Annotated in this window: 17 protein-coding genes and 1 riboswitch; of the genes, 5 read left to right on the plus strand and 12 right to left on the minus strand. The window is 61.3% G+C overall.

Features of this window, described 5'->3' with window-relative positions; translation table 11 throughout:
- Positions 1-18 precede the first annotated feature (18 nt).
- Positions 19-288, plus strand: a complete 270-nt coding sequence (locus ACNHKD_RS00730) for a general stress protein (protein ID WP_442755222.1) — start codon at positions 19-21, stop codon at positions 286-288.
- A 32-nt stretch (positions 289-320) separates the two neighbouring features.
- Here ACNHKD_RS00730 and ACNHKD_RS00735 read toward each other — a convergent pair whose 3' ends face one another.
- From ACNHKD_RS00735 to ACNHKD_RS00745, 3 genes are all read right to left on the minus strand, one after another.
- Entirely contained in the window at positions 321-620 is a 300-nt protein-coding gene (locus tag ACNHKD_RS00735; RefSeq protein WP_442755223.1) for a hypothetical protein, read from the minus strand.
- Between the two features lie 144 nt (positions 621-764).
- Positions 765-1,031, minus strand: coding sequence for a hypothetical protein (locus tag ACNHKD_RS00740; RefSeq protein WP_442755224.1), 267 nt, complete (start codon positions 1,029-1,031; stop codon positions 765-767).
- A 337-nt stretch (positions 1,032-1,368) separates the two neighbouring features.
- Positions 1,369-1,575, minus strand: coding sequence for a hypothetical protein (locus tag ACNHKD_RS00745; protein ID WP_442755225.1), 207 nt, complete (start codon positions 1,573-1,575; stop codon positions 1,369-1,371).
- Positions 1,576-2,140: 565 nt separating this feature from the next.
- Between ACNHKD_RS00745 and ACNHKD_RS00750 the strand changes: the two genes are divergently transcribed.
- The 3 genes from ACNHKD_RS00750 (at position 2,141) to ACNHKD_RS00760 (ending at position 4,583) form a co-directional block, all read left to right on the plus strand.
- Positions 2,141-2,770, plus strand: a complete 630-nt coding sequence (locus ACNHKD_RS00750) for a PilZ domain-containing protein (protein ID WP_442755226.1) — start codon at positions 2,141-2,143, stop codon at positions 2,768-2,770.
- Between the two features lie 1,128 nt (positions 2,771-3,898).
- Entirely contained in the window at positions 3,899-4,105 is a 207-nt protein-coding gene (locus tag ACNHKD_RS00755; RefSeq protein WP_442755227.1) for a hypothetical protein, read from the plus strand.
- Positions 4,106-4,328: 223 nt separating this feature from the next.
- Entirely contained in the window at positions 4,329-4,583 is a 255-nt protein-coding gene (locus ACNHKD_RS00760; protein WP_442755228.1) for a PilZ domain-containing protein, read from the plus strand.
- A 127-nt stretch (positions 4,584-4,710) separates the two neighbouring features.
- Here ACNHKD_RS00760 and ACNHKD_RS00765 read toward each other — a convergent pair whose 3' ends face one another.
- The 7 genes from ACNHKD_RS00765 to ACNHKD_RS00795 all read right to left on the minus strand — a co-directional run bounded on the left by ACNHKD_RS00765 (position 4,711) and on the right by ACNHKD_RS00795 (position 16,765).
- Positions 4,711-6,342 (minus strand): arylsulfatase, encoded by a 1,632-nt coding sequence (locus ACNHKD_RS00765; protein ID WP_442755229.1) that lies wholly within the window; start codon positions 6,340-6,342, stop codon positions 4,711-4,713.
- Positions 6,343-6,523: 181 nt separating this feature from the next.
- Entirely contained in the window at positions 6,524-7,054 is a 531-nt protein-coding gene (locus tag ACNHKD_RS00770; protein WP_442755230.1) for a cob(I)yrinic acid a,c-diamide adenosyltransferase, read from the minus strand.
- The gene (locus tag ACNHKD_RS00775) at positions 7,051-7,746 is read right to left on the minus strand and encodes an adenosylcobinamide amidohydrolase (protein ID WP_442755231.1); all 696 of its coding nucleotides are present in this window, start codon (positions 7,744-7,746) and stop codon (positions 7,051-7,053) included. The genes ACNHKD_RS00770 and ACNHKD_RS00775 overlap by 4 nt, the downstream gene beginning before the upstream one ends.
- A 67-nt stretch (positions 7,747-7,813) precedes the next feature.
- Positions 7,814-8,368 (minus strand): hypothetical protein, encoded by a 555-nt coding sequence (locus ACNHKD_RS00780; RefSeq protein ID WP_442755232.1) that lies wholly within the window; start codon positions 8,366-8,368, stop codon positions 7,814-7,816.
- 138 nt (positions 8,369-8,506) lie between these two features.
- Positions 8,507-9,097, minus strand: coding sequence for a DUF7676 family protein (locus ACNHKD_RS00785; protein ID WP_442755233.1), 591 nt, complete (start codon positions 9,095-9,097; stop codon positions 8,507-8,509).
- A 10-nt stretch (positions 9,098-9,107) separates the two neighbouring features.
- Positions 9,108-11,213, minus strand: coding sequence for a TonB-dependent receptor plug domain-containing protein (locus ACNHKD_RS00790; protein ID WP_442755234.1), 2,106 nt, complete (start codon positions 11,211-11,213; stop codon positions 9,108-9,110).
- Positions 11,214-11,332: 119 nt separating this feature from the next.
- Positions 11,333-11,530: riboswitch (cobalamin riboswitch) on the minus strand.
- Positions 11,531-11,686: 156 nt separating this feature from the next.
- Entirely contained in the window at positions 11,687-16,765 is a 5,079-nt protein-coding gene (locus ACNHKD_RS00795) for a metallophosphoesterase (RefSeq protein WP_442755235.1), read from the minus strand.
- Between the two features lie 538 nt (positions 16,766-17,303).
- Here ACNHKD_RS00795 and ACNHKD_RS00800 point away from each other — a divergent pair.
- On the plus strand, positions 17,304-17,726 hold the full coding sequence (locus tag ACNHKD_RS00800; RefSeq protein ID WP_442755236.1) for a universal stress protein: 423 nt from the start codon (positions 17,304-17,306) through the stop codon (positions 17,724-17,726).
- Between the two features lie 142 nt (positions 17,727-17,868).
- Here ACNHKD_RS00800 and ACNHKD_RS00805 read toward each other — a convergent pair whose 3' ends face one another.
- Positions 17,869-18,261, minus strand: coding sequence for a cytochrome C oxidase subunit IV family protein (locus tag ACNHKD_RS00805; RefSeq protein WP_442755237.1), 393 nt, complete (start codon positions 18,259-18,261; stop codon positions 17,869-17,871).
- A 28-nt stretch (positions 18,262-18,289) separates the two neighbouring features.
- A complete protein-coding gene (locus tag ACNHKD_RS00810) occupies positions 18,290-18,991 on the minus strand; it encodes a heme-copper oxidase subunit III family protein (protein ID WP_442756804.1) in 702 nt (233 codons plus the stop codon).
- Positions 18,992-19,022: the final 31 nt, after the last annotated feature.

The raw sequence follows: 19,022 nt of genomic DNA on the forward strand, positions 1-19,022 counted from the left end.
TGATCGGAGCAGAAGATCATGGACGAGCCGGAAAAGAGCAAACGTGGCTTTGCCTCCATGTCTGCGGAGAAGCGACGCGAGATTGCGCGCAAGGGCGGCAAGAGCGTGCCCGCCGAGAAGCGCAGTTTTTCCCAGGATTCCGCATTGGCGGCGAAGGCGGGAAAAAAGGGCGGGCAATCGGTGAAACCGGCCAATCGCTCGTTTTCGCGAGACCACGCGCTCGCCTCTGAAGCCGGCCAGAAAGGTGGAACGGCGACCCACAAAAAGCGACAGCAGGGCGACGGCTGATTTGCCGCTCTCCTACGAGCGCCTGAGATTGTCTACGTTTTTCGCTTGGCCTGGGCCACTCGCGATGCGAGGTCGGCGAAAGAGTAGCCCTGCCCGTCGTCGGACGAGATTTGTAGCGCCTGCCTGAGAAGGCGGACCGGGAAGCAGATCGCCTCCACATTCGCGTCTCGCATCTCCGGCGGCCGGCTTGTCTCCGCGCTTAATGCGGACTCGGCCTTGGCGAGCAAGGCCTCGATTTCCTCACGCTGAAAAATTCCCTTTTCGCACATAGCCTCAAGAATGGTGGCGACGACCACGTAAAGGCCCTCGAGTTGGAGATTCGCTGTGTTCATGAACCTGGCTCTCTTCTGGAAACGCGTTTGCTTCCATCGTTAAATGGGTCGCGCGATTCCGGCTGCGCGTCGCCGCCGGCCAGACGCTCGCGGAAGCGATAGATTTCAAACGTATTTGCGAGTGAGCAATGTGGCATCGCCATGCTATCCAGAAGCTTGCTTCCGGCGTCTGTCTTCTAGTCGAAGCCGAGGCGCAACCGAAACCTCCGGAATATCCATGACGGAGGTGGAGCGGAGCGGCGTCCAGGTCTGAGAGATTTTCGGATCGTCAAGCGACAGCTTGGGATAATTTCGGGCGAAACTCTGGTAGAAGTCTACTCGAAATTCTTCGATGGACGCCGGCCCCGCAGTATCGAAGGTTCTGCGGAAGATCGGCTTTCCGGCGCGCGCGATGCTGATCTCGATCACCATGGTCAGCACTCCCGGCATTTTCGATGGATGGAGCTGCCGACGCTATAGTTAGGCTATTCGAGCGGGAAGACCATGCCAAAGATTTGGCAATTTGGATCCCGCGCCGGACGATAAGAAAAGTCCGCGGCGCCGCACATTTGTCCCGCAGAATGACCCCGCAGCCACATTCGCGGTCGAGGCGATCGCCCTGCGCTCGGGCGGAGTCGTCTGAACGCAGATAACGTGATCGTTTTAAAGGCATGAAGCGCGCTCTTGCAAGGTTTTAGAGCGTGGCTCGCTCAACCTTTCGAATCGATCACATTGTCTGCGTTTATGCGATTCCGCCTAAACGCATGATTTAGTGGCGCGTCGCCAGCGTGAAGCCTTCGTCTTCGAGGTCTTCGGCGAGAGCCCCTGCGTCGCGATAATCGACGACGAGGGCCTGATCCCGCCATAGTAGCTCCTCGAAGCTCAGGTAGTTACGCATGAAGCGCCGGGCCGCTTCGCTGAGAGGCTCGAACAACCACACGCCCGCCTGATCGGTGACAAGGAAATCTTGCGTCATGGCTTCCCCCTTATTTTTTGGACACCTCAGCCACGAAGCTTGAGTGTCGGCTTATCGGGGCAACGATTACATAGGGCGGGTGTGGTCCGCGACCAGTGTAAGAATGCGTGACATTGCGATTGGCGGGGCGCCGAAATGGACATCGACCGAAGCGAGCCTGCGAATCCAAAAACGCGTCAAATTGTCAAAATAGCTAATAAGCGCTTTGCACGCGCGATCTGGTGAAGTTAGCAGCAATAAAGGCCCGACAAGGCATTTCGGCTAAAAGCCCGCATGCGAATATCTCCAAAGAGATAGGAAAAATTCTCATGGAATTCTGAAATTCGCATCCCTTCCCGCTTTATCCATTATTATTTTCATTTGCTTGCGTGCTATTTGGCGCTTTCCAGACGCGCCATTTTTTATTCTGTGGCTCTGCTTCCCAGCAGGCCGCACGGCCAGGCTCTCGTCGCTGTCATCCTCCGCGGTCAAGCCGATTTCGGCCATGCATGGTTGTGCGTAAGTAGGCGTGTATTAAAGAGAATTTCGTAGAACCGCTCATCCCTCCGGGGCAGAGGACAAACGCATGAGCTTCCACGATCTCCACGCTTCTTTCGACGGCTATGAGCCTCTCTTCAAGCATTCCGACCGGCGCCGCTTCCAGCGCGTCCAGATCGACCTTTTTGGCCGCTATATGCTTGAGTCAAAAGCTGAGCACCATTGCCGGACCGTCGATATTTCAATCGGCGGGATGAAACTCGTCTGCGCCGTAAAGCCGGAGGCAGGGGAAAAGGTCGTCGTTTACATCGACGCTCTGGGGCGCTTCTCCGGCAAAGTCGCCCGCACCCATGAGGACGGCTTCTCGATAGCGTTCGACGCGCCGGCCAGGAAGCGGGAAATGCTCGCCGACAAGCTCACATGGTTCGCCAATCGCATGACGCTGGGCCTGGACGACCAAAGGCGGCACGAGCGTATCGAACCGTTCCAGAAATTCGCCGTCCTCCGTTTAAGCGCGGGCGACGAGCATATCGTCCGAATTCGCGACCTTTCGGCTTCCGGCGTCAGCGTTGAAACGTCCTGCCTCCCTTCGATAGGCGAACGCGTCTCGATCGGAAACGCCTACGCCAATATCGTCCGTCATTTCGATGGAGGATTCGCCGCCGAGTTTCTGACGCCTTTCGCGTCTGATCAAATCGACGAGGCGACGCGTCTATGAGTTGAGACGCCCCGACCGTCCGCGGCCGGGGCGTTCGCCAAACGCTTTGGATCATCGACACGACGAACAGCAACCGGATGCGCCGCCCGGCAGTTCGACGACATTAGACGCCGGCACGCATGTGCCGACTGACGTCAAGACGATCAGAAACGTTAGAACCGCAAACAAAAATAACGCCCTATCGCTCATTTTCGGAGCCTGGGTAAGAGTGAAATATAGGGTTTGATCGGCGAAGCATGAGGCTCAGGAATTAAAGAGATCTTGCTCAAATCCACGAAAGACACGCCTGCGGATCGAAAGCTGATTTCTCGATGATGCGGCCGCGATGCGCCGATCTGCAAAAAAAAGCGAAGTCCCGCCGCGTCCGCGAGGCCCCGCGCCGTTCGCCAAAGCCGGTCAACGTCGCCAAACCAGGCTGTAGATAAACCACATCTCGGTGAAATAGGCGGTCAAAGCGGCGATGATCATAGCGATCGCACAGCATTGGCCCGCAAGCCCGTCATTCGGAGCCGCGCTTTTCCCAGCCGCTCCTACAGACAAAATTCTCCGCAGCCTTGCGCCCATGCTCCCGCTCCTCGGCGTTCGCGCCCGAGCGACCTTCGCGCCACATGGCTTAACAAACGCTTTTGCGGAAAATTGAAACAGATCGCTGACTTATCGTTGCTTAAGCAATGATGAAGCGCCCGCAGGAGCGGGCCGCCCATCGCATTACGCGCCCCAATAGTAAGGCTCTCGCGAGAGTTCGAAGGCGTAGGCCATGCGAGCGGCGCGGAGCAGGCAGATCGCATTTCTTACATCATCGCGTAGACCTAACCGCATCGCACGCGACAAGGCGGCGCGCGCGAGGATGATTTCCGAATATGCGAGAGCCTGAGGAGAGAGGTCTTGATCAAGCATGTGCCGCGAGCAAAAATCTCTTGCCTTCTATTGCGTCGGACAAATATCACCGCAAAGACTATTTTTGCGATTCATTAGAATAACGAGAACCTATCCGCAAATTTTGTCAAAATGTTTCCGATTCGTGTTCGGCTCCCTGCAGACCGGGCTGGAGGCTCGCGCCGCCGCGGCGTCGGCGTCATTCCTGAGAGGCGCGGCGGGACGGCGGGCGGTTGAAGAAGGGTTGGCGAGATGGGATGGCGAAGCAAGCTCGAAAGCGGTTCGCCCCAGCGTGATCCGACGCCGCTTTACGTGGCGACGGCGGGCTTGCTGTTATCCATCGGCAGCTATGCGATATCCAACGAGGGCGTTTCCGGAACGCTTTTCGGCTCAGGCTTGATCACGGCAGGGTTTTGCATCGTGTACTGGTTCGCGAATCCGGGTCAGGGCGATGACTGACGCGAGAAGAAATCGTCTCCGCAAACCAGCGCGCTTAACGCGCCCCTCGCCAACCCATCCCTATTTCGGCCGCGAGCCAACGCGGCCGTGACAATGGGATTCAAACGCCCATTAAGGTTAACTGTTCATTACGATTGACCGAAAGCGCGCAAAGGCTGAAAAACCGGTTCGATTTTACGGCGGCCGGGCCGAGAGTGAGTTCATGCATGAGCGGCGGCAATCTTTGAGACGAAGAACTTTGCTCGGCGGAAAAATCGAATTTTTCGGCCGGTCGACTTTTGATTGCGTCATCCGCAACCGAAGCGATTGCGGCGCCAGGGTGCGTTGCGACCAGCAAATCGCTTTGCCTGAGGTGTTCAACCTCGTGATCGAGAAATCCGGAGAGCGGTTTGTCGTTCGGACGATCTGGCGCAGCGAGACGGATGTCGGCGTCGTTTTCTCGTCAAACGTGCTCGCCTTCCCGTCCCGGTCGGCGTGAAGACCGCATATGCGCCGACGAACGCAAAAAGCGAAGCGTTGAGCTTTCGCCGGGCGGCGGGCCTTGACCGGAGCGTCGCGGCGACGCCCTGGTTCGCGCGCTATGCCTTGCCCGCGAGAGGCCGGTATTAGTTCCCGGTCGGTTCGGGAAGATGGATGCCCTCCTTCTTCAGCATTTCTCGAACGTTCTGGAATCGCTCGTATTGCGAAAGCGTGATCGGACCGCTGTAGCCTTCGCTCTGCAATTTGCGCGGCGGATATTTAATGTAGGTCTGCATGAGCTTCCTGATGGCTTCGTTGATCGTCACGAGCGTCCAGGTGCGTTCGGTATAGTTATTCATGAAGATGTCGTAACGCTCCTGCGGGTCCTGCCACAGGTCGAAGACCTGCGGCACAGTGGCCACATATTTTTCCGCGCCCTTCCATCCCAAATTCGTGTCGACGGCCAGTCCGCCGGTTTCCTGACCGTCATCGCCACGGAGATTGAAGACCGCCTTGTAATTGCCGACGCGCGCGGCGCCTGGCGACAGCTCGTTCTCTGTGAAATAGAACCATTCGCTACGCGGAGACTTTCCCGTGCCAAGCAGTATGGGGGACAGATCGTAGCTGTCAAAAACGATCGGCTTGCCTTCGCGATCCTTCTCGGGGAGAGGGACGCCGGCAATCGAGGCGAAGGTTGCCATCAGGTCGAGCCCGCCGGCGATCTCGTGATTCTTCGATCCGGGCTTTATTTTACCTGGCCATGAGGCGATCGCGGGGACCCGGTTGCCACCCTCCCTCACCGTTCCTTTTGTGCCCCGGAACGGGGTGTAGCCGGCGTCGGGATAGACATCCTGCCATGCGCCGTTATCCGTCGTGTAGAACACAAGCGTTTTTTGCTCCAAGCCAAGCTCCCGGAGCTTGTCCAGAATCCTGCCAATGCGCGTGTCGAGTTCGACGACGCTATCGGCGTATTTGGACTTCGACATCGATTTGTGCTCGAACTCCGGCGCGGGCAGGTTCGGCTGGTGGACCTTCATGAAGTTGACGTTGATATAGAAGGGCTTGTCAGATTTCGACGCCTTTTCGAGAAACTCGATGGCGGCCTTCTCCACATATCCGTCGAAAAACGGGATGCCCACGACGCCCTTCTCCGGCGTGTCGACATATTGCCCGTTGATCTTGAAGTCTTCGTGAGGCTTTTCCCCCGCCTTACCCGAGAGCGAACCCTTCGTCACGCGCTGAAACATCTCGCGAAGAGCCGGGTTCATGGCCGGAAACCATGTGGGATCGCCATAGGTGTAGGCGTTGAGGTGGTAGAGACCGACATATTTCATCTCGTCATAGCCCTGCGCGTTCGGCAGCGCATAGTCCGCCTCGCCCAGATGCCATTTGCCGGTGAAGTAAGTCTGGTAGCCTCCCTGCTTCAGGACAGACGCGACGGTCCATTCCGCCTTCGGCAGACCGCCTCCCTGGCCCTGGAAGGCGACGGTGGTCATGCCGCTGCGGTTGGGGATGCGCCCGGTCTGCATGGCGGCTCGGCCGGGCGTGCAACTCGGCTGGGCGTAGAAGGAGAAAAAGGTCAGACCGCCATCCGCCAGCCGATCGATATTCGGCGTCGGCATGCCTCGCCCTTCGCCGCCGCCATAAGGCCCGAGATCACCGTAACCTGTGTCGTCGGACACGATGAAGAGGATATTCGGCTTGCCGGACTGCTCCGCTATTGCGGGGGAAGTCATCAGAAGAATGCAAGCGGCGGTCAGTCGAGCTAAGCTTCTCATCCGCTTCTCCTCATCGATTATTTATGCGAACGCCGTGTCGTCCCTCAAAACCATCTTAAGGATCCGATGAAAGCATAGGCCCAAAACTTTGGCCAGGACATTTGGTCGGAGAACAATCTCCGTCGAGAATTGCTTGCAGGAAATGTCGGGGCGCAATCGCGCGCGCCACGGCAAAAGTCGCCTACGCGCGCAAAGTCGTCCCGGATTGCCCCATGCGATGATCGGCCTGTCGCGCCAGAACGAAGAGCAGGTCGCTCAAACGGTTGAGATAAGCCAAAATGGATTCCGGCGGCGCCGGCTCGGCAAGAGCGGCGATCGCGCGTTCGGCGCGACGGGCGACCGCGCGGGCCATATGGAGGCGGCAGCTCTGTTCGGCTTCGCCGGGAAAGATGAATTCCCGAAGCTCGGGCAATTCCTCGCTCGCACGATCGATCTCGACCTCGAGCGCCCCGACTTCCGCTTCCTCGAAGCTCATATTGATGGAGCGGTCCTCGGCGCTGACGATCGCGCTTATCATATAGAGCGCGCGCTGAGCGCGACGCAGCGGCTCATTCGCGAGCGGATAGGCGACGCGCGCCAGTCCGATGCTCGCCGACAATTCGTCAAGATCGCCGACCGCGGCGACGCGCGGATCGAATTTCTGGGCGCGGCGGCCGGAGAACAGGCTCGTTTTTCCGCCGTCGCCCTTCCTTGTGTAAAGCTTTGCGGTCATGTTGCGCGCCATGGCGACTGAATTGCGTTGGCTGGCTTGAGTTCCGCGCTCCACTCCGCCGCGCCCGCATATGTCGCGTCATAGACGGCCGCGCCGATCGCCTCTCCGAGATCGGTATGGAGGCCTGCGCATGTTTCGGGCGCATCGCCTTCCGGCGCCGCGACGAGGACGCAATCCGTCCCGGTGCCGCTAATGGCTGGTCCATCCCTGAGATCGTTCGTTTCGACGATCGCGGCCGTTCGCGCCTGCGTCGCGATGGAAACAGTCTCGACGAAGGCGCCGTCTGAAAGCGGACGTGAGACGTGGACCAGCGTGTTGACCGTCCCCATCGCGGAAGTCCGCCGCCTGTGGCGCTTTCCGACCTTTTCGCCATTCGACAGGCCGACGGTGGTCAAGCAGGTGACCGTGACGACGCCGATTCGGGATTGAGCGAGATGATGGCGCCGAATTTCGCGGGAGGTCAGGAAGGCCGCGGCGCCCGCCAGACCGCGCGAAGATAGCTTCGCCGTGACAAACTCGACCGGATCGACATGAACTGCAAGGTCGTCGTCGCGGACTTCAAGCCATACGACCTCTGTCGCCGAGGCAAAGCCCGGCTTCGTTATCGACCATCCCAACGTTCGTTGCGGCTTCTCGAACCGAACGATCAGGAATGGCGGCTCCAAGGCTGGTCGGAACGGCAGCTCTGTCATGATGTATCCGTGATCGGAGCAAATCTGCGGAGCGCCCACTCGCAATCAGGCGCTCCGCGAAGCGCCTTCAGGCGTGGCGGGATGCGAGCGTCGCCGAGAGCTTGCGGCCGGGCGTCCGGCTCGCCAGGGCCGCCTTCAGCGCCCAAAGTCCGCCGAAGGCGCAAGCGTTGATGAGGAAAATCCGCATGATCGTCGCCGCCGCGAAATCATCGGCGCTTTGGCCGGTCGCCAAATCTATTGCGATCAGGGAGCCCTCATATGCCGCGAACGCCGCCAGGAAGGAGAGGCAAACGCCCACGGCGCCGGAGAGCCGACGCGTCGCCGCTCCGGCCGCCTCGCACGAAAGGAGGGCGATGATCCCCAGCGCGCCGCCCCAGGCGAACGTCTCGCCGTCCATCGGATAATGCATCATGGCGAATCCCCATGCCTGATTGGCGAACCATACCGCGCCGATCGCCGCTAGAGCCTGGCGCCTGTCGAACGACATGGCGGCGATCGCCGCGAAGGCGGCGAGCGGAAGGGCGCAAGCGAAGCCGAGCGTGAATAACACGCTCGCGCCGGCCAGCGCCGAGACGCCGATTGCAGGCCGGGAAAGGTAAGAGGGCGAATCGATGGCGGTCATGTCAGATCTCCTTGATGCTGATGATGGCGAATGGTCCCTCTCGCCATCGGTTCCGCCCGTCTTCGGCGGTCGTCGCCTCGACGAGAAGGGTGGGGCCCCGGCGGTCGTCCCTGGATCGCCGGGATATGGTTGCGACGATCAGGCGTGCGCAAAGCGGCTCGCCGATCGGTCGGTTGGATCGGGATCACGGAGTCCGAACCATCGCGCCCGAAGCTTGTCCCACAAGGCGAGGCGAGACCAGTCGGGCTTCTTCAGGATCTTGTCGGTGTCCGGATCGAGGAAGGGATTGGGCAGCAGCACCGTGATCTGCTGCTCTCCCGCGCCGTTGAAGAGTTGGACGCCCCACGACATCGGCGCGCAGGAGCGTCCGATCCGGCGGTAAATCTCCGCCCGCGAGGTTTGCCGATGGCGCGCCAATTCGGGCGATGTGGGTCGGCTGCGCGAACCCTTCGTCTCGCCGATGCAGACATGAAAATGAGGCGCGCCGAACGCGACGGTCAGATAGCCGTCAAGCATGCCGATCCGCGTCGGCGCGCGATCGGCTTTCATCTCCCAGGCGGCTCCCTGAATGAGAATGCCGAAGGTGATCTCCCGCCAATGATTCTCGAAGAGATCGCGCAATAGCTCTTCGAGACTCGCCTGATCCGTCGGCAAGGAAAACACATCGAGCGGCGTTCCATCGACATCGACAATCCGCGTCGGCTCCGCTTGCGCGAAAGAGATCGTCATCTGCGCCTCCTCACCACGTGAACTTCATCCCGCCATAGAGCGAACGCCCCGGCGCGCCATAGTTGTAGACTTCCTGATAATAAGCGTTCCCAACATTCTCGATGCGGCCAAAAATCGAGAAGCGTTCGTCGAACTTGTAGTTCGCGTAGAGATCGACTCTCGCATAGACGGGGAGAGTCACGCGCTTGGCGTTGATGTAGTCGTAATCTGGCGTCGCGCCCACGGCCAGCAGACGGGCTTCGAGCTCCGCACCGGGGATTCCCGAATAGATGAGCGACGCCATTCCCTTATCGGGCGGGCGGCGGAAGAGCGAGCGCTCGGTCATGAGATTCTTCGCGACGAGGCGGGTGTAGCTCGCGCGAGCCCTGACCATTCCGGGAATGATTTCGGCCTCCCCGGCGAACTCGACGCCTTTCGTCTCAACGCGCCCGACATTGTAGTAGCACCCGAAGACCTGGGTGATCGAACATGTCGGGACGGAGCCGAAGTCGATGAGGTTCTGGAAGCGATTATCAAAGAAGCTGACGGAAGCCGTCACCCGATCTCCGAGCAATTTCTGGTCGAACCCGACATCGTAGCCGGTGCTGCGCTCCGGCTTCAAAGTCGGGTCGCCATATTGGCTGAATCTCTGATAGAGCGACGCAACCTTCGCGCCGGTCCCCGCGGAGCCGCGGAATTTCGTTCCGGTCTCGTCGAAACGAAAAGCCGCCGTCGTGCGCCAGGTGATGAAAGTCGGACCGCTCTGCACCGCGTCGATGCGGCCGCCATAGATCAGATCGAGCCGATCAAAAAGCGTGAACTGATGCTGGGCGAAGCCGGAATGCGTCGTCTGCACGAAATGGGCCGGCGCCTTGGGGTCGGGCAGAACCGGACCGCCTTGCCATGTATGAGAGTTGTCGGTCCAGTTCGCCATGCCGAAGGTGGCGAGGCCGAAAACTCCGAGCTTGAGATCGCCTTGATATTCCAGGCCGCGCCGGTCGCCGCGAAAGCCAAGGCGACAGGCATAGGCGTTGAAGTTCGCGTCGAAACAGGATTCAGTCTGCCAATTGTCGCGCATCGTCTCGTTGGCGTAGATCGTCACGCGGTTATGCAGCATGCGGTCGAAGAGACCGGCGTCCACGCGCGCGTAGCCCTGCGCGAAGGTGGCGTGGCTGTGATTGGCGGGGTTGAAGACGTCGGCGGCGACAAAGGCGTAGGGATTGTCGAAGCGAATGGCGTTATCGTATCCCGTAAAGCCGCCCTCGACCGAGACCTCGTCGGTGAGTTGGTAAGCCAGACGCGCCGTCGCGCCCATACGGTTCGTGGGGTCGTTCGGCGGAAGGGGCGGCAATGGGGTGACGCCGTCTCCGATCGTCAAGGGCCGGTTGATGCGATAGCCGTAGCGGGGGAAAGCCTCTGTGTGGAGCGCGTCGACGGAGAAAGCGTAGGAGAGCCGGTCCTCGCTGCCTGAGACCGTTGCGCGCGTATGTCCTGTCCCATAGGCGCCGCCTTCGAGCATCACCGAGCCTCGAGGCTTTCCATGGCCCTTGCGGGTGATGACGTTGATGACGCCGCCCATGGCGTCGGAGCCGTAAAGCGCGGATTGAGGACCGCGCAAGACTTCGATGCGATCGATGTCCGTCGCGGCGAGCATGCCGAGATCGACCGAACCGTCCGTCGAGGAGGCGTCCCCGACGCGAACGCCGTCGATCAGGACAAGGGTCTGGCCCGGCGTCGCGCCCCGCAGAAACACCGATGTTTGCGTGCCGGGGCCGCCGGACTCGTAAAGATCCAGACCTGGAACGCCACGCAGCGCATTAGCCAGCCCGAGAGAGGCCCGCTTCTCGATCTGGGCGGAAGTGACGACCGAAACGGAGCTGGCCGTGCGTGACCGGGGCTCCTCCACGCGGTCGGGCGTGACGACAATCTCCTGGTCGGCGGAATCGGAATCGTTACCGGCGCCATTGTTTGTGGCGTCCCGGGCGGCGGCGGGGCGTTGCCCCACGTCGATCGCCGGCAAGGCCTGCTGAGCGAGGCTGGCGGAGGAAAGTGCGAAGGGCAAGAGACACGGAAGGGCGGCGCGCGATGCACGCGCCAAAACGCCTTTACGGGCGTTGGACAGGCAATCGAACTGCATGAGTTGAGACTCGCAGCAACGTGGACCGTCACTGCGATTGGTCTTGGCCCGTCAAATTCGCGCCTGATGCGCGACGACAGCTTTGGACCGCCTCGGTGCACCCCGCCCGACGCTCTCGCGCGTGACCACGAACGATGGCAGGTCTCCTGGCTCGCGGGTCGTCGCCTTGAACCGCCTTCCCAGGGAGGGTTCCCCAGTGGCTTTTGGCTCTAAGGCTCGCCGCTTACAGTTGCGGGGGCAGCCTCGGCTTTGCGCCATCACGCGCGCACCGAGTTCCCTATTCATCCCCGAAGGGAACCATCGGCGCTCATGATGATTTCGCCTGACCGCAAAGTCAAGCTCGCTTTCGCCCATGAAACTCGAAGGCGAACGGCGGTCCTGTCGGCCGCGATAGAGCAAGCGACAAAACCTGTTGCCGACAGAGCGAGCCGCTCGCGACAAGCGGGCGGCTCATTCCCTCAAGCGTCGGCGGGTCATGGTCCCGACGACACGATGTCGACGCCTTCGACGGCGGCGTAGCCGTAATACACCGAGGCTGCGTTGGTCGTGTAGAACCGCAGGTTCAACTGCCCCGTCGTGACGGTCACCGGGAAGGTGAACGACTGGGAACAGCTGGCGACGTTGGTGGCGCAATCGGTCGTGCTGATCGGCCCGACGACTTTCGTCCCCTGGGCGTCGACATATTGATTGGTCAGCGCCATGTCGCCGTCGCCGAGATACACCGTCACGCTGTAGGCGCCGTTGGGTAAATCGACGAGGAAGCTGCTGTCATAGGACCCGGAGGCGCCCGTCGACTTGTGGAAGTCCTGCCTGAGCGAACCCACGAGCGAGGCGACGTCGGTGCGGTTTCTCGAATCCATCGCGGCGATCGACTGCCAGCCATAGCCGAGGGCGGCCGAATAGGCGACCAATTGCACGGCCGTATAGCCGGTCGCGGTCGGACCCGAGGAACTCGCGTTGAAGTCGAAGCGCTTGGTTACGCCGCCCGTCGTCACCGTCACCGTCGCGGTCGCGGGGTTCGACGTCCCGCCCGCGCCGGAGCAGGTCATGGTGTAGGTGGTCGTCGCGGCCGGCGTCACGGACGCCGTTCCGGTCGTCGCCCCGCCCGTCGAAAAACCGGCGCCCGTGCAGGACGTCGCATTCGTCGACGACCAGGTCAGCGTCGAGGTTTGGCCGCTCGCTATGCTCGTCGGGCTCGCCGTCAGCGTCGCCGTCGGACTGCCGCCGCTCGACGACACGATGTCGACGCCTTCGACGGCGGCGTAGCCGTAATACACCGAGGCTGCGTTGGTCGTGTAGAATCGCAGGTTCAACTGCCCCGTCGTGACGGTCACCGGGAAGGTGAACGACTGGGAGCAGCTGGCGACGTTGGTGGCGCAATCGGTCGTGCTGATCGGCCCGACGACTTTCGTCCCCTGGGCGTCGACATATTGATTGGTCAGCGCCATGTCGCCGTCGCCGAGATACACCGTCACGCTGTAGGCGCCGTTGGGTAAATCGACGAGGAAGCTGCTGTCATAGGACCCGGAGGCGCCCGTCGACTTGTGGAAGTCCTGCCTGAGCGAACCCACGAGCGAGGCGACGTCGGTGCGGTTTCTCGAATCCATCGCGGCGATCGACTGCCAGCCATAGCCGAGGGCGGCCGAATAGGCGACCAATTGCACGGCCGTATAGCCGGTCGCGGTCGGACCCGAGGAGCTCGCGTTGAAGTCGAAGCGCTTGGTTACGCCGCCCGTCGTCACCGTCACCGTCGCGGTCGCGGGGTTCGACGTCCCGCCCGCGCCGGAGCAGGTCATGGTGTAGGTGGTCGTCGCGGCCGGCGTCACGGACGCCGTTCCGTTCGTCGCCCCGCCCGTCGAAAAACCGGCGCCCGTGCAGGACGTCGCATTCGTCGACGACCAGGTCAGCGTCGAAGTTTGGCCGCTCGCTATGCTCGTCGGGTTCGCCGTCAGCGTCGCCGTCGGCTGCGCGGCCGCCGTCACCGTCACCGTCGCGCTTGCCAGGTTCGACGTCCCGCCCGCGCCGGAGCAGGTCATGGTGTAGGTGGTCGTCGCGGCCGGCGTCACGGACGCCGTTCCGTTCGTCGCCCCGCCCGTCGAAAAACCGGCGCCCGTGCAGGACGTCGCATTCGTCGACGACCAGGTCAGCGTCGAAGTTTGGCCGCTCGCTATGCTCGTCGGGTTCGCCGTCAGCGTCGCCGTCGGACGCGTCCCTCCCGGGATCGCGACTTGCGCCACGGAGGTTTGCCACCAATGGCTCGCGCTGGCGTATTCGTTGGATATCCAGAACGAGGCGGCGTTGTTCGGGTCGGCGAGCGCCGAGGAGTAAAGTCCCCAGCGCTGGGGGCTCGCCGAGCCGTCATTGTAGAATCCGCCGCTTGTCTGATACGGCGCCGCCGGGCCGAAGCCGGAGTCGGCGGCTCTCCGAACGGCGTAATAGTTCGCCGGGAACATGCTCGGGCTGGAGACCGCGAAATTGACGATCACGTCCCCGCCCGCGTCGGCCGCGACCGATGGATTGAAGGTCGCGACATTGCTTCCGATCGCGGCGCCCGAAACATCGCCTTGGCCGAGAAGGACGGGAGCGCCGGGATTGGTGACGTCGACCTGGAACCAGTGAACGAGCGGCGCGCTCGATCCTGGCGGCGTCATGGTGGAAGCGCCCCAAAGGACTTTGTTCGAGTAGGCCAGGCTCGCGACGCGCTTGTCGCCGGCGTCGATCAGGATGGCCGTTCCCTGCTGCTGCGCGACGTTCGCGACGCCCTGATCGATCGAGCCGAGCGCGATGGCGCTGGTTGCGCCAAACGTCTTGCTGGCCGCATCGTAGGACTGCAGCCCGAGAACCATTTGGCCGCCGCTCGGCCAATTGGCCGCGAGATAGGCTTTGCCGGCGCCGTCGGCCGCGACATAATATTGTCCCTGGCTCGCGGGCAGCAGCTCGTTCGCGACGACGTTGAGCGCGCCGCTGGCGTAGAGCGCCGCCGCGTCGATGACCCAGACCTCCGTTCCCAGATAGGCGACCGGGCTTGCGGTCGTGTATTGCGCCGCCGTGAGATAGACGTTCGTTCCATCGACCGCCAGCGACGGACGATCCGAGGCGCTCGTTTGCCCGTTGATCGTCAGCAGCGTGTTGAATGAGGCGAACAACCAGCCGTCATTGGGATTGGCGTCCTTGGAGACAGCGAAGTAAATCGCGCTGTCCGGCGCGCCGGCGCCGTATTCCATGATGACGACAAAGCGCTTGTTGACCGTGTCAAACGCGCAGCGCTGATCGTACAGGCCCTTCGTCGGATTGAGCGACGCGAAGAAACTGTAGACCCCTGTCGTGACAGGCGAACCGCCGGTGAGATTCGTCCACTGGATCTGTGACCCTTCGATCATCACGGCATGGTTCGGACCGACGCAAAGGGCGTTGTGCGGCGGATAGGTCGAAGTCGACGAAGGACCGGAAAAAGACGTGACGATCGTCGCGTTCGGATCCGCCAGCGTCTTGACGGCGATCGCGCTCGTCAGCGCGGAGGGATTGCCCGCGGGATCGACGGCGCCGATCGTATAGTTGTAGGTCGTGGCCGCGGTCAGGCCGGTGTCCGAGAAAGTGAGAACGCCCGCGCCGGTCGCGCCGATTTTCGATCCGTTGCGATAAATGTTGTAGACGATCTGGCTGGAGGCGTTGTCCGGATCGGTTGAAGCGGTCCAGGACAGGTCGATCCTCGTCGAGGACACCGCGACGCCGGCAAGGCCGCCGGGCGTGGTGGGCGGAGTTGTGTCCGGATTGACCGTCAGCAGGAAGATGTCCTGCACATTATTGGGAGCCCCCGTGACGGTGACCGTATAGGACGCCGGCGGCGTGGCGGCCGTCGTCGTGATCGTTCCCGTGCTCGTGCAGGTCGGGGCGCAGGACGGAAGGGCCAGCGCGGCGCCGCTCGGCAAACCCGAGACGCTGAACGCGACCGATTGCGCCGCGCCGCCGGTCAGAGTGGCGACGACGGATTGCGAGACGGAGCCGCCCACCAGAACGGACTTCGGACCGCCGTCGGCGAGCGTATAGGTGAAGGCCGGGGTGACCGAAACCGTCGCGCTCGCCTGCGCCGCGCCGCCGGGGCCCGTGCAGTTCACGGAATAAGTGGTCGTCGCGGCAGGCGTGACTGTGACGTTCCCCGAGACGGCGTTATTCGTGTTGAAACCCGTGCCGGCGCAAGACGTGGCGTTGGTGCTGCTCCAGGTCAGCGTCGAGGACTGTCCCCCCGTTATCGCGGTCGGCTGGGCGCTAAGCGCAGCCGTGGGCGCCGGCGAATAGACGCCGATCGTGAAAGTGTCGATCACATCGCCCTGTCCGCAGGAGACGTCGTTTTTGCCGCCTCCCGCCGGACCGCAAATGAACTGCCCCGATATCCCGGTCGGGCCAAAGGCGAGCTTCGTCACGCCGAGCCGCATGAAGCGGGCGGCGGACCAGGACGGCGGCGGGCAGGACGACCAGAGACAGGCGCCGGACTTCGCCTCGAGGTCGCCGCCGCCCGTGCCGACTGTGAGATGCGTCACGCCATGCTGTGCGGAGCTGCGCTCGTAATTGTGGCTATGCCCGTTGATGTTCAGCACATATTTGGCGAAATGGTCGCCAAGATAATCGAGATAGTTTCGGAGGGTCGTATCGCCCGGGTGATAGCCGGACGAATAGGCAGGCCGATGCCCGAAGGTGACGATGAACTTGAGGTTCGCGTTGTTCTGCGCGTCCTGCATAACCGGTTGAACGCGATTGAACCAATCGTTCCAGTCCGTGGGATTGTCGGCATATACGCCGCACGCCCCGAAAGGTTCGGGATAAGCGATGAAGCGCGTATTGCCATAGTCGAACCAATACCAGTCCTCGCCGAGGTTCTGGGGACAGGACGGTGCAAAAGACGACTCTGTGGGCGACGTATTGGCGTTGGGGAACGCGAAACGACTTAGATAATTCCGCATGTCGTCGGAGGCGGCGTCCCATTCGTGGTTCCCCCAGGCCGGCATGTACGCCGCGGACTGGGACCACACCATCACGTCGTTGAAGTGGCGATCCACCTCCGTCTGGCCGTAGGGATTCGCATAGGTGAGATCGCCGACAAGGAGCGCAAGGTCGGGCTTGAACCCGGCGATCATGCTTTGGACGATCGGCATCCTGGAGAATAAATTGGAGGTGCCGATGTCGCCTTCCGCGACCACGACGAAACCGGACCCGCCAGGTGCGGGAGGCATCTTGAAGGACTTTTCGGGATTGCTTCCGATTTTGTAATAATAAACAGTATTATAGGAAAGCCCCGCGAGCTTCGCCTCGAAAAACGGACCACTGGACGAAATTGGAGCCGGACTTGGCGCCGTAGCCGTGACCGTATTGGCGACGCAGCCCGAGCATGTCCCGTAACTGATCTTATTGTCTTGGTTGTTTGCCCCTCGCCAGTCGAACGTGACGGAGTCGGGCCCGGTGATCGTAAAATGCACTTCGTCCGCAGCGAAGGCTGTGGCGACATATGCGAGAAACGCGGCAATCAACGCACACGCGGAAAATACTCGGTTTTTCATACTACTCGCCTTAGTTCCGTGACTTACTGTCAAGGTCAAATAAAGGCCAACAACTCCTACTATGCTCCCCATTTTAGCTAAAATACAAGACACAATTCGAAGGAGGTTCCCGCCCCGAAATAGGACTCGCGGTCAATGCAGGTTTTCCGAAATTGCATAACTTTGAATCTTCTGGTTTTTGCAAGACTCCCTCGTAATTCACAGCCTTTAAGGCTTAATCCGACAAGATCGCGCTTGGACGAAATCGGTCGTCTCGCCGCGAAGACGGCGCGCGCGGATTTTGGTGGTGACCGCGCGGCTTTCTTTCTCGCGTTTGTGCGCAACCCCCGTTCCTTCAGCCCTTTCTGTCGCCCCGCTTATCGTCCGGCTGCGCCGGGACGCCCTGGCGTCGGCATGAGCGCAGGCTGGTCAGGCTGACGTCATCGCGGCAGGCGTCACGGCAAGAAGCGACGAGACCGCCGCCCGCCGTCGCATCCCAGCCCCTGCGACGCCGCCCTATATGTGTGCCTCAAATGCTCGCCGCGCGGGAGCCAAGGCAATGTTCACGAGAATTCTTGTCCCCATCGATCTTGCCGAGCCACAAATGACGGAAGGCGCGGTCACCTACGCGGAAGCTCTCGCCAAAGCCTTTCACTCGAAGATCAGGCTCGCTAACGCGCAGTCGCTGACGCCCGTCAAACTTCTGGATTACCTCCCTCAGGACTTCAACGAGAACATCAGGCGGGGTCTGGAAAGCGAACTATCGGCCGTCGCCGCCAAGATCGATCTCCCGGCGGCGCGCATTTCAACGGCTCTGCTGTTTGGCCCCATCTATCAAACGATTCTTGCGGAAGCCGAGCGCTGGGGGAGCGATCTCATCGTCCTATGTTCGCACCGGCCGGGCATGGATCGCTTTCTTATCGGCTCGAACGCCAGCGCAATCGCCCGGCACGCCACCTGCCCGGTTCTCATCGTACGCTAGATCACGCTGCGTTTGGGCGGAATCGCCTAAACTGACAATGTGATCGATTCCAAAGGTTGAGAGCGCGCTCCGTGCGAAAAACCGGTTCCCGCTTTTTCGCAGCGGATCGAACCCGCGCGGCGACGCCTGATCGTCGCGTAATCTAACGGGTCCCGGCGTGCGCCGTGACGGCCGATGCGAAGAAAGACTCGCGGGTGAGCTTGGTGTAATCCCCTTCAAGCGCCATCGTCGCGACGAAGACGAGCACGGCGAGCGGCGGCGTGAGAATCGCGACGACGAGCGCGAGCCGCTCCCACGCCATGTGCATGAAGACGGCCACGATCAGCCCCGCCTTCAGCAACATGAACAGAACGATCAAACCCCATCGCAGATAGCCCTGGAAATTGAAATAATCGACCAGATAGGAACAGGCGCTCAAGACAAACAACAGGACCCAAACCAGCAGATAAAGCGCGATCGGGTGCTGCTGGCCGTGAACGCCCGCGCTCGCGGCTGCGCCATGCGCGGCGCTCGTCTTTGTTTTGGCGACCTGCATCCTTTTACACCCCGCGAAAGACCCGCCCTTACCAAAGGTAGAAGAAGGCGAAGATGAAAACCCAGACCAGATCCACGAAGTGCCAATAGAGCCCCATGATCTCGACGATTTCGTAGCGACCTTTCCGTCCCGTGAAAAAGCCGGGCTTTTCCCTGTCGTAATCGCCGCGCCAGACGGCGCGCGCGATGATCAGAAGGAAGATCACGCCCATCGTCACATGGAAGCCGTGAAAGCCGGTGATCATGAAGAAGCAGGATCCGAACTGCGCGGCGCCGAAGGGATTGCCCCAGGGCCGCACCCCTTCTTGAATGAGCTTTGTCCACTCGAACGCCTGCATGCCGACAAAGGTCGCGCCGAAGAAAGCCGTCGCGAGCATCATCAGCGCCGCCTTCCTGCGCGCCCGCGCATAGGCGCAGTTCACCGCGATCGCCATCGTGCCGGAACTCGTGATCAGGTCGAACGTCATGATGGCGATCAGAATGAGCGGAATTTGCCTGCCGCCGATGTCGAGCGCGAAGATTTCGCTCGCATTCGGCCAAGGGACGGTCGTCGACATGCGCACCGTCATGTAGGAGATGAGAAAGCAACTGAAGATGAAAGTGTCGCTGACGAGGAAAATCCACATCATCGCCTTGCCCCAGGAAGCGCTCTTGAACGAACGCTGATCCGAGGACCAGTCCGCGACGACGCCGGTCAGGCCGCGGGGTCGTTTTGGTTCGGTCTTGGCCATGCGCCCAACCAAGTCGAGGGCCATGCGACGA

Source organism: Methylocystis sp. JAN1 (assembly GCF_052186135.1).
Taxonomy (GTDB): Bacteria; Pseudomonadota; Alphaproteobacteria; order Rhizobiales; family Beijerinckiaceae; genus Methylocystis.

What these genes read in the sequence shown, in the direction of transcription:
- ACNHKD_RS00730 (WP_442755222.1), top strand. Translation starts at nt 19, where the DNA reads ATGGACGAGCCGGAAAAGAGCAAACGTGGCTTTGCCTCCATGTCTGCG.
- ACNHKD_RS00735 (WP_442755223.1), bottom strand. Translation starts at nt 620, where the DNA reads ATGAACACAGCGAATCTCCAACTCGAGGGCCTTTACGTGGTCGTCGCC.
- ACNHKD_RS00740 (WP_442755224.1), bottom strand. Translation starts at nt 1,031, where the DNA reads ATGGTGATCGAGATCAGCATCGCGCGCGCCGGAAAGCCGATCTTCCGC.
- ACNHKD_RS00745 (WP_442755225.1), bottom strand. Translation starts at nt 1,575, where the DNA reads ATGACGCAAGATTTCCTTGTCACCGATCAGGCGGGCGTGTGGTTGTTC.
- ACNHKD_RS00750 (WP_442755226.1), top strand. Translation starts at nt 2,141, where the DNA reads ATGAGCTTCCACGATCTCCACGCTTCTTTCGACGGCTATGAGCCTCTC.
- ACNHKD_RS00755 (WP_442755227.1), top strand. Translation starts at nt 3,899, where the DNA reads ATGGGATGGCGAAGCAAGCTCGAAAGCGGTTCGCCCCAGCGTGATCCG.
- ACNHKD_RS00765 (WP_442755229.1), bottom strand. Translation starts at nt 6,342, where the DNA reads ATGAGAAGCTTAGCTCGACTGACCGCCGCTTGCATTCTTCTGATGACT.
- ACNHKD_RS00770 (WP_442755230.1), bottom strand. Translation starts at nt 7,054, where the DNA reads ATGACCGCAAAGCTTTACACAAGGAAGGGCGACGGCGGAAAAACGAGC.
- ACNHKD_RS00775 (WP_442755231.1), bottom strand. Translation starts at nt 7,746, where the DNA reads ATGACAGAGCTGCCGTTCCGACCAGCCTTGGAGCCGCCATTCCTGATC.
- ACNHKD_RS00780 (WP_442755232.1), bottom strand. Translation starts at nt 8,368, where the DNA reads ATGACCGCCATCGATTCGCCCTCTTACCTTTCCCGGCCTGCAATCGGC.
- ACNHKD_RS00785 (WP_442755233.1), bottom strand. Translation starts at nt 9,097, where the DNA reads ATGACGATCTCTTTCGCGCAAGCGGAGCCGACGCGGATTGTCGATGTC.
- ACNHKD_RS00790 (WP_442755234.1), bottom strand. Translation starts at nt 11,213, where the DNA reads ATGCAGTTCGATTGCCTGTCCAACGCCCGTAAAGGCGTTTTGGCGCGT.
- ACNHKD_RS00795 (WP_442755235.1), bottom strand. Translation starts at nt 16,765, where the DNA reads ATGAAAAACCGAGTATTTTCCGCGTGTGCGTTGATTGCCGCGTTTCTC.
- ACNHKD_RS00800 (WP_442755236.1), top strand. Translation starts at nt 17,304, where the DNA reads ATGTTCACGAGAATTCTTGTCCCCATCGATCTTGCCGAGCCACAAATG.
- ACNHKD_RS00805 (WP_442755237.1), bottom strand. Translation starts at nt 18,261, where the DNA reads ATGCAGGTCGCCAAAACAAAGACGAGCGCCGCGCATGGCGCAGCCGCG.
- ACNHKD_RS00810 (WP_442756804.1), bottom strand. Translation starts at nt 18,991, where the DNA reads ATGGCCAAGACCGAACCAAAACGACCCCGCGGCCTGACCGGCGTCGTC.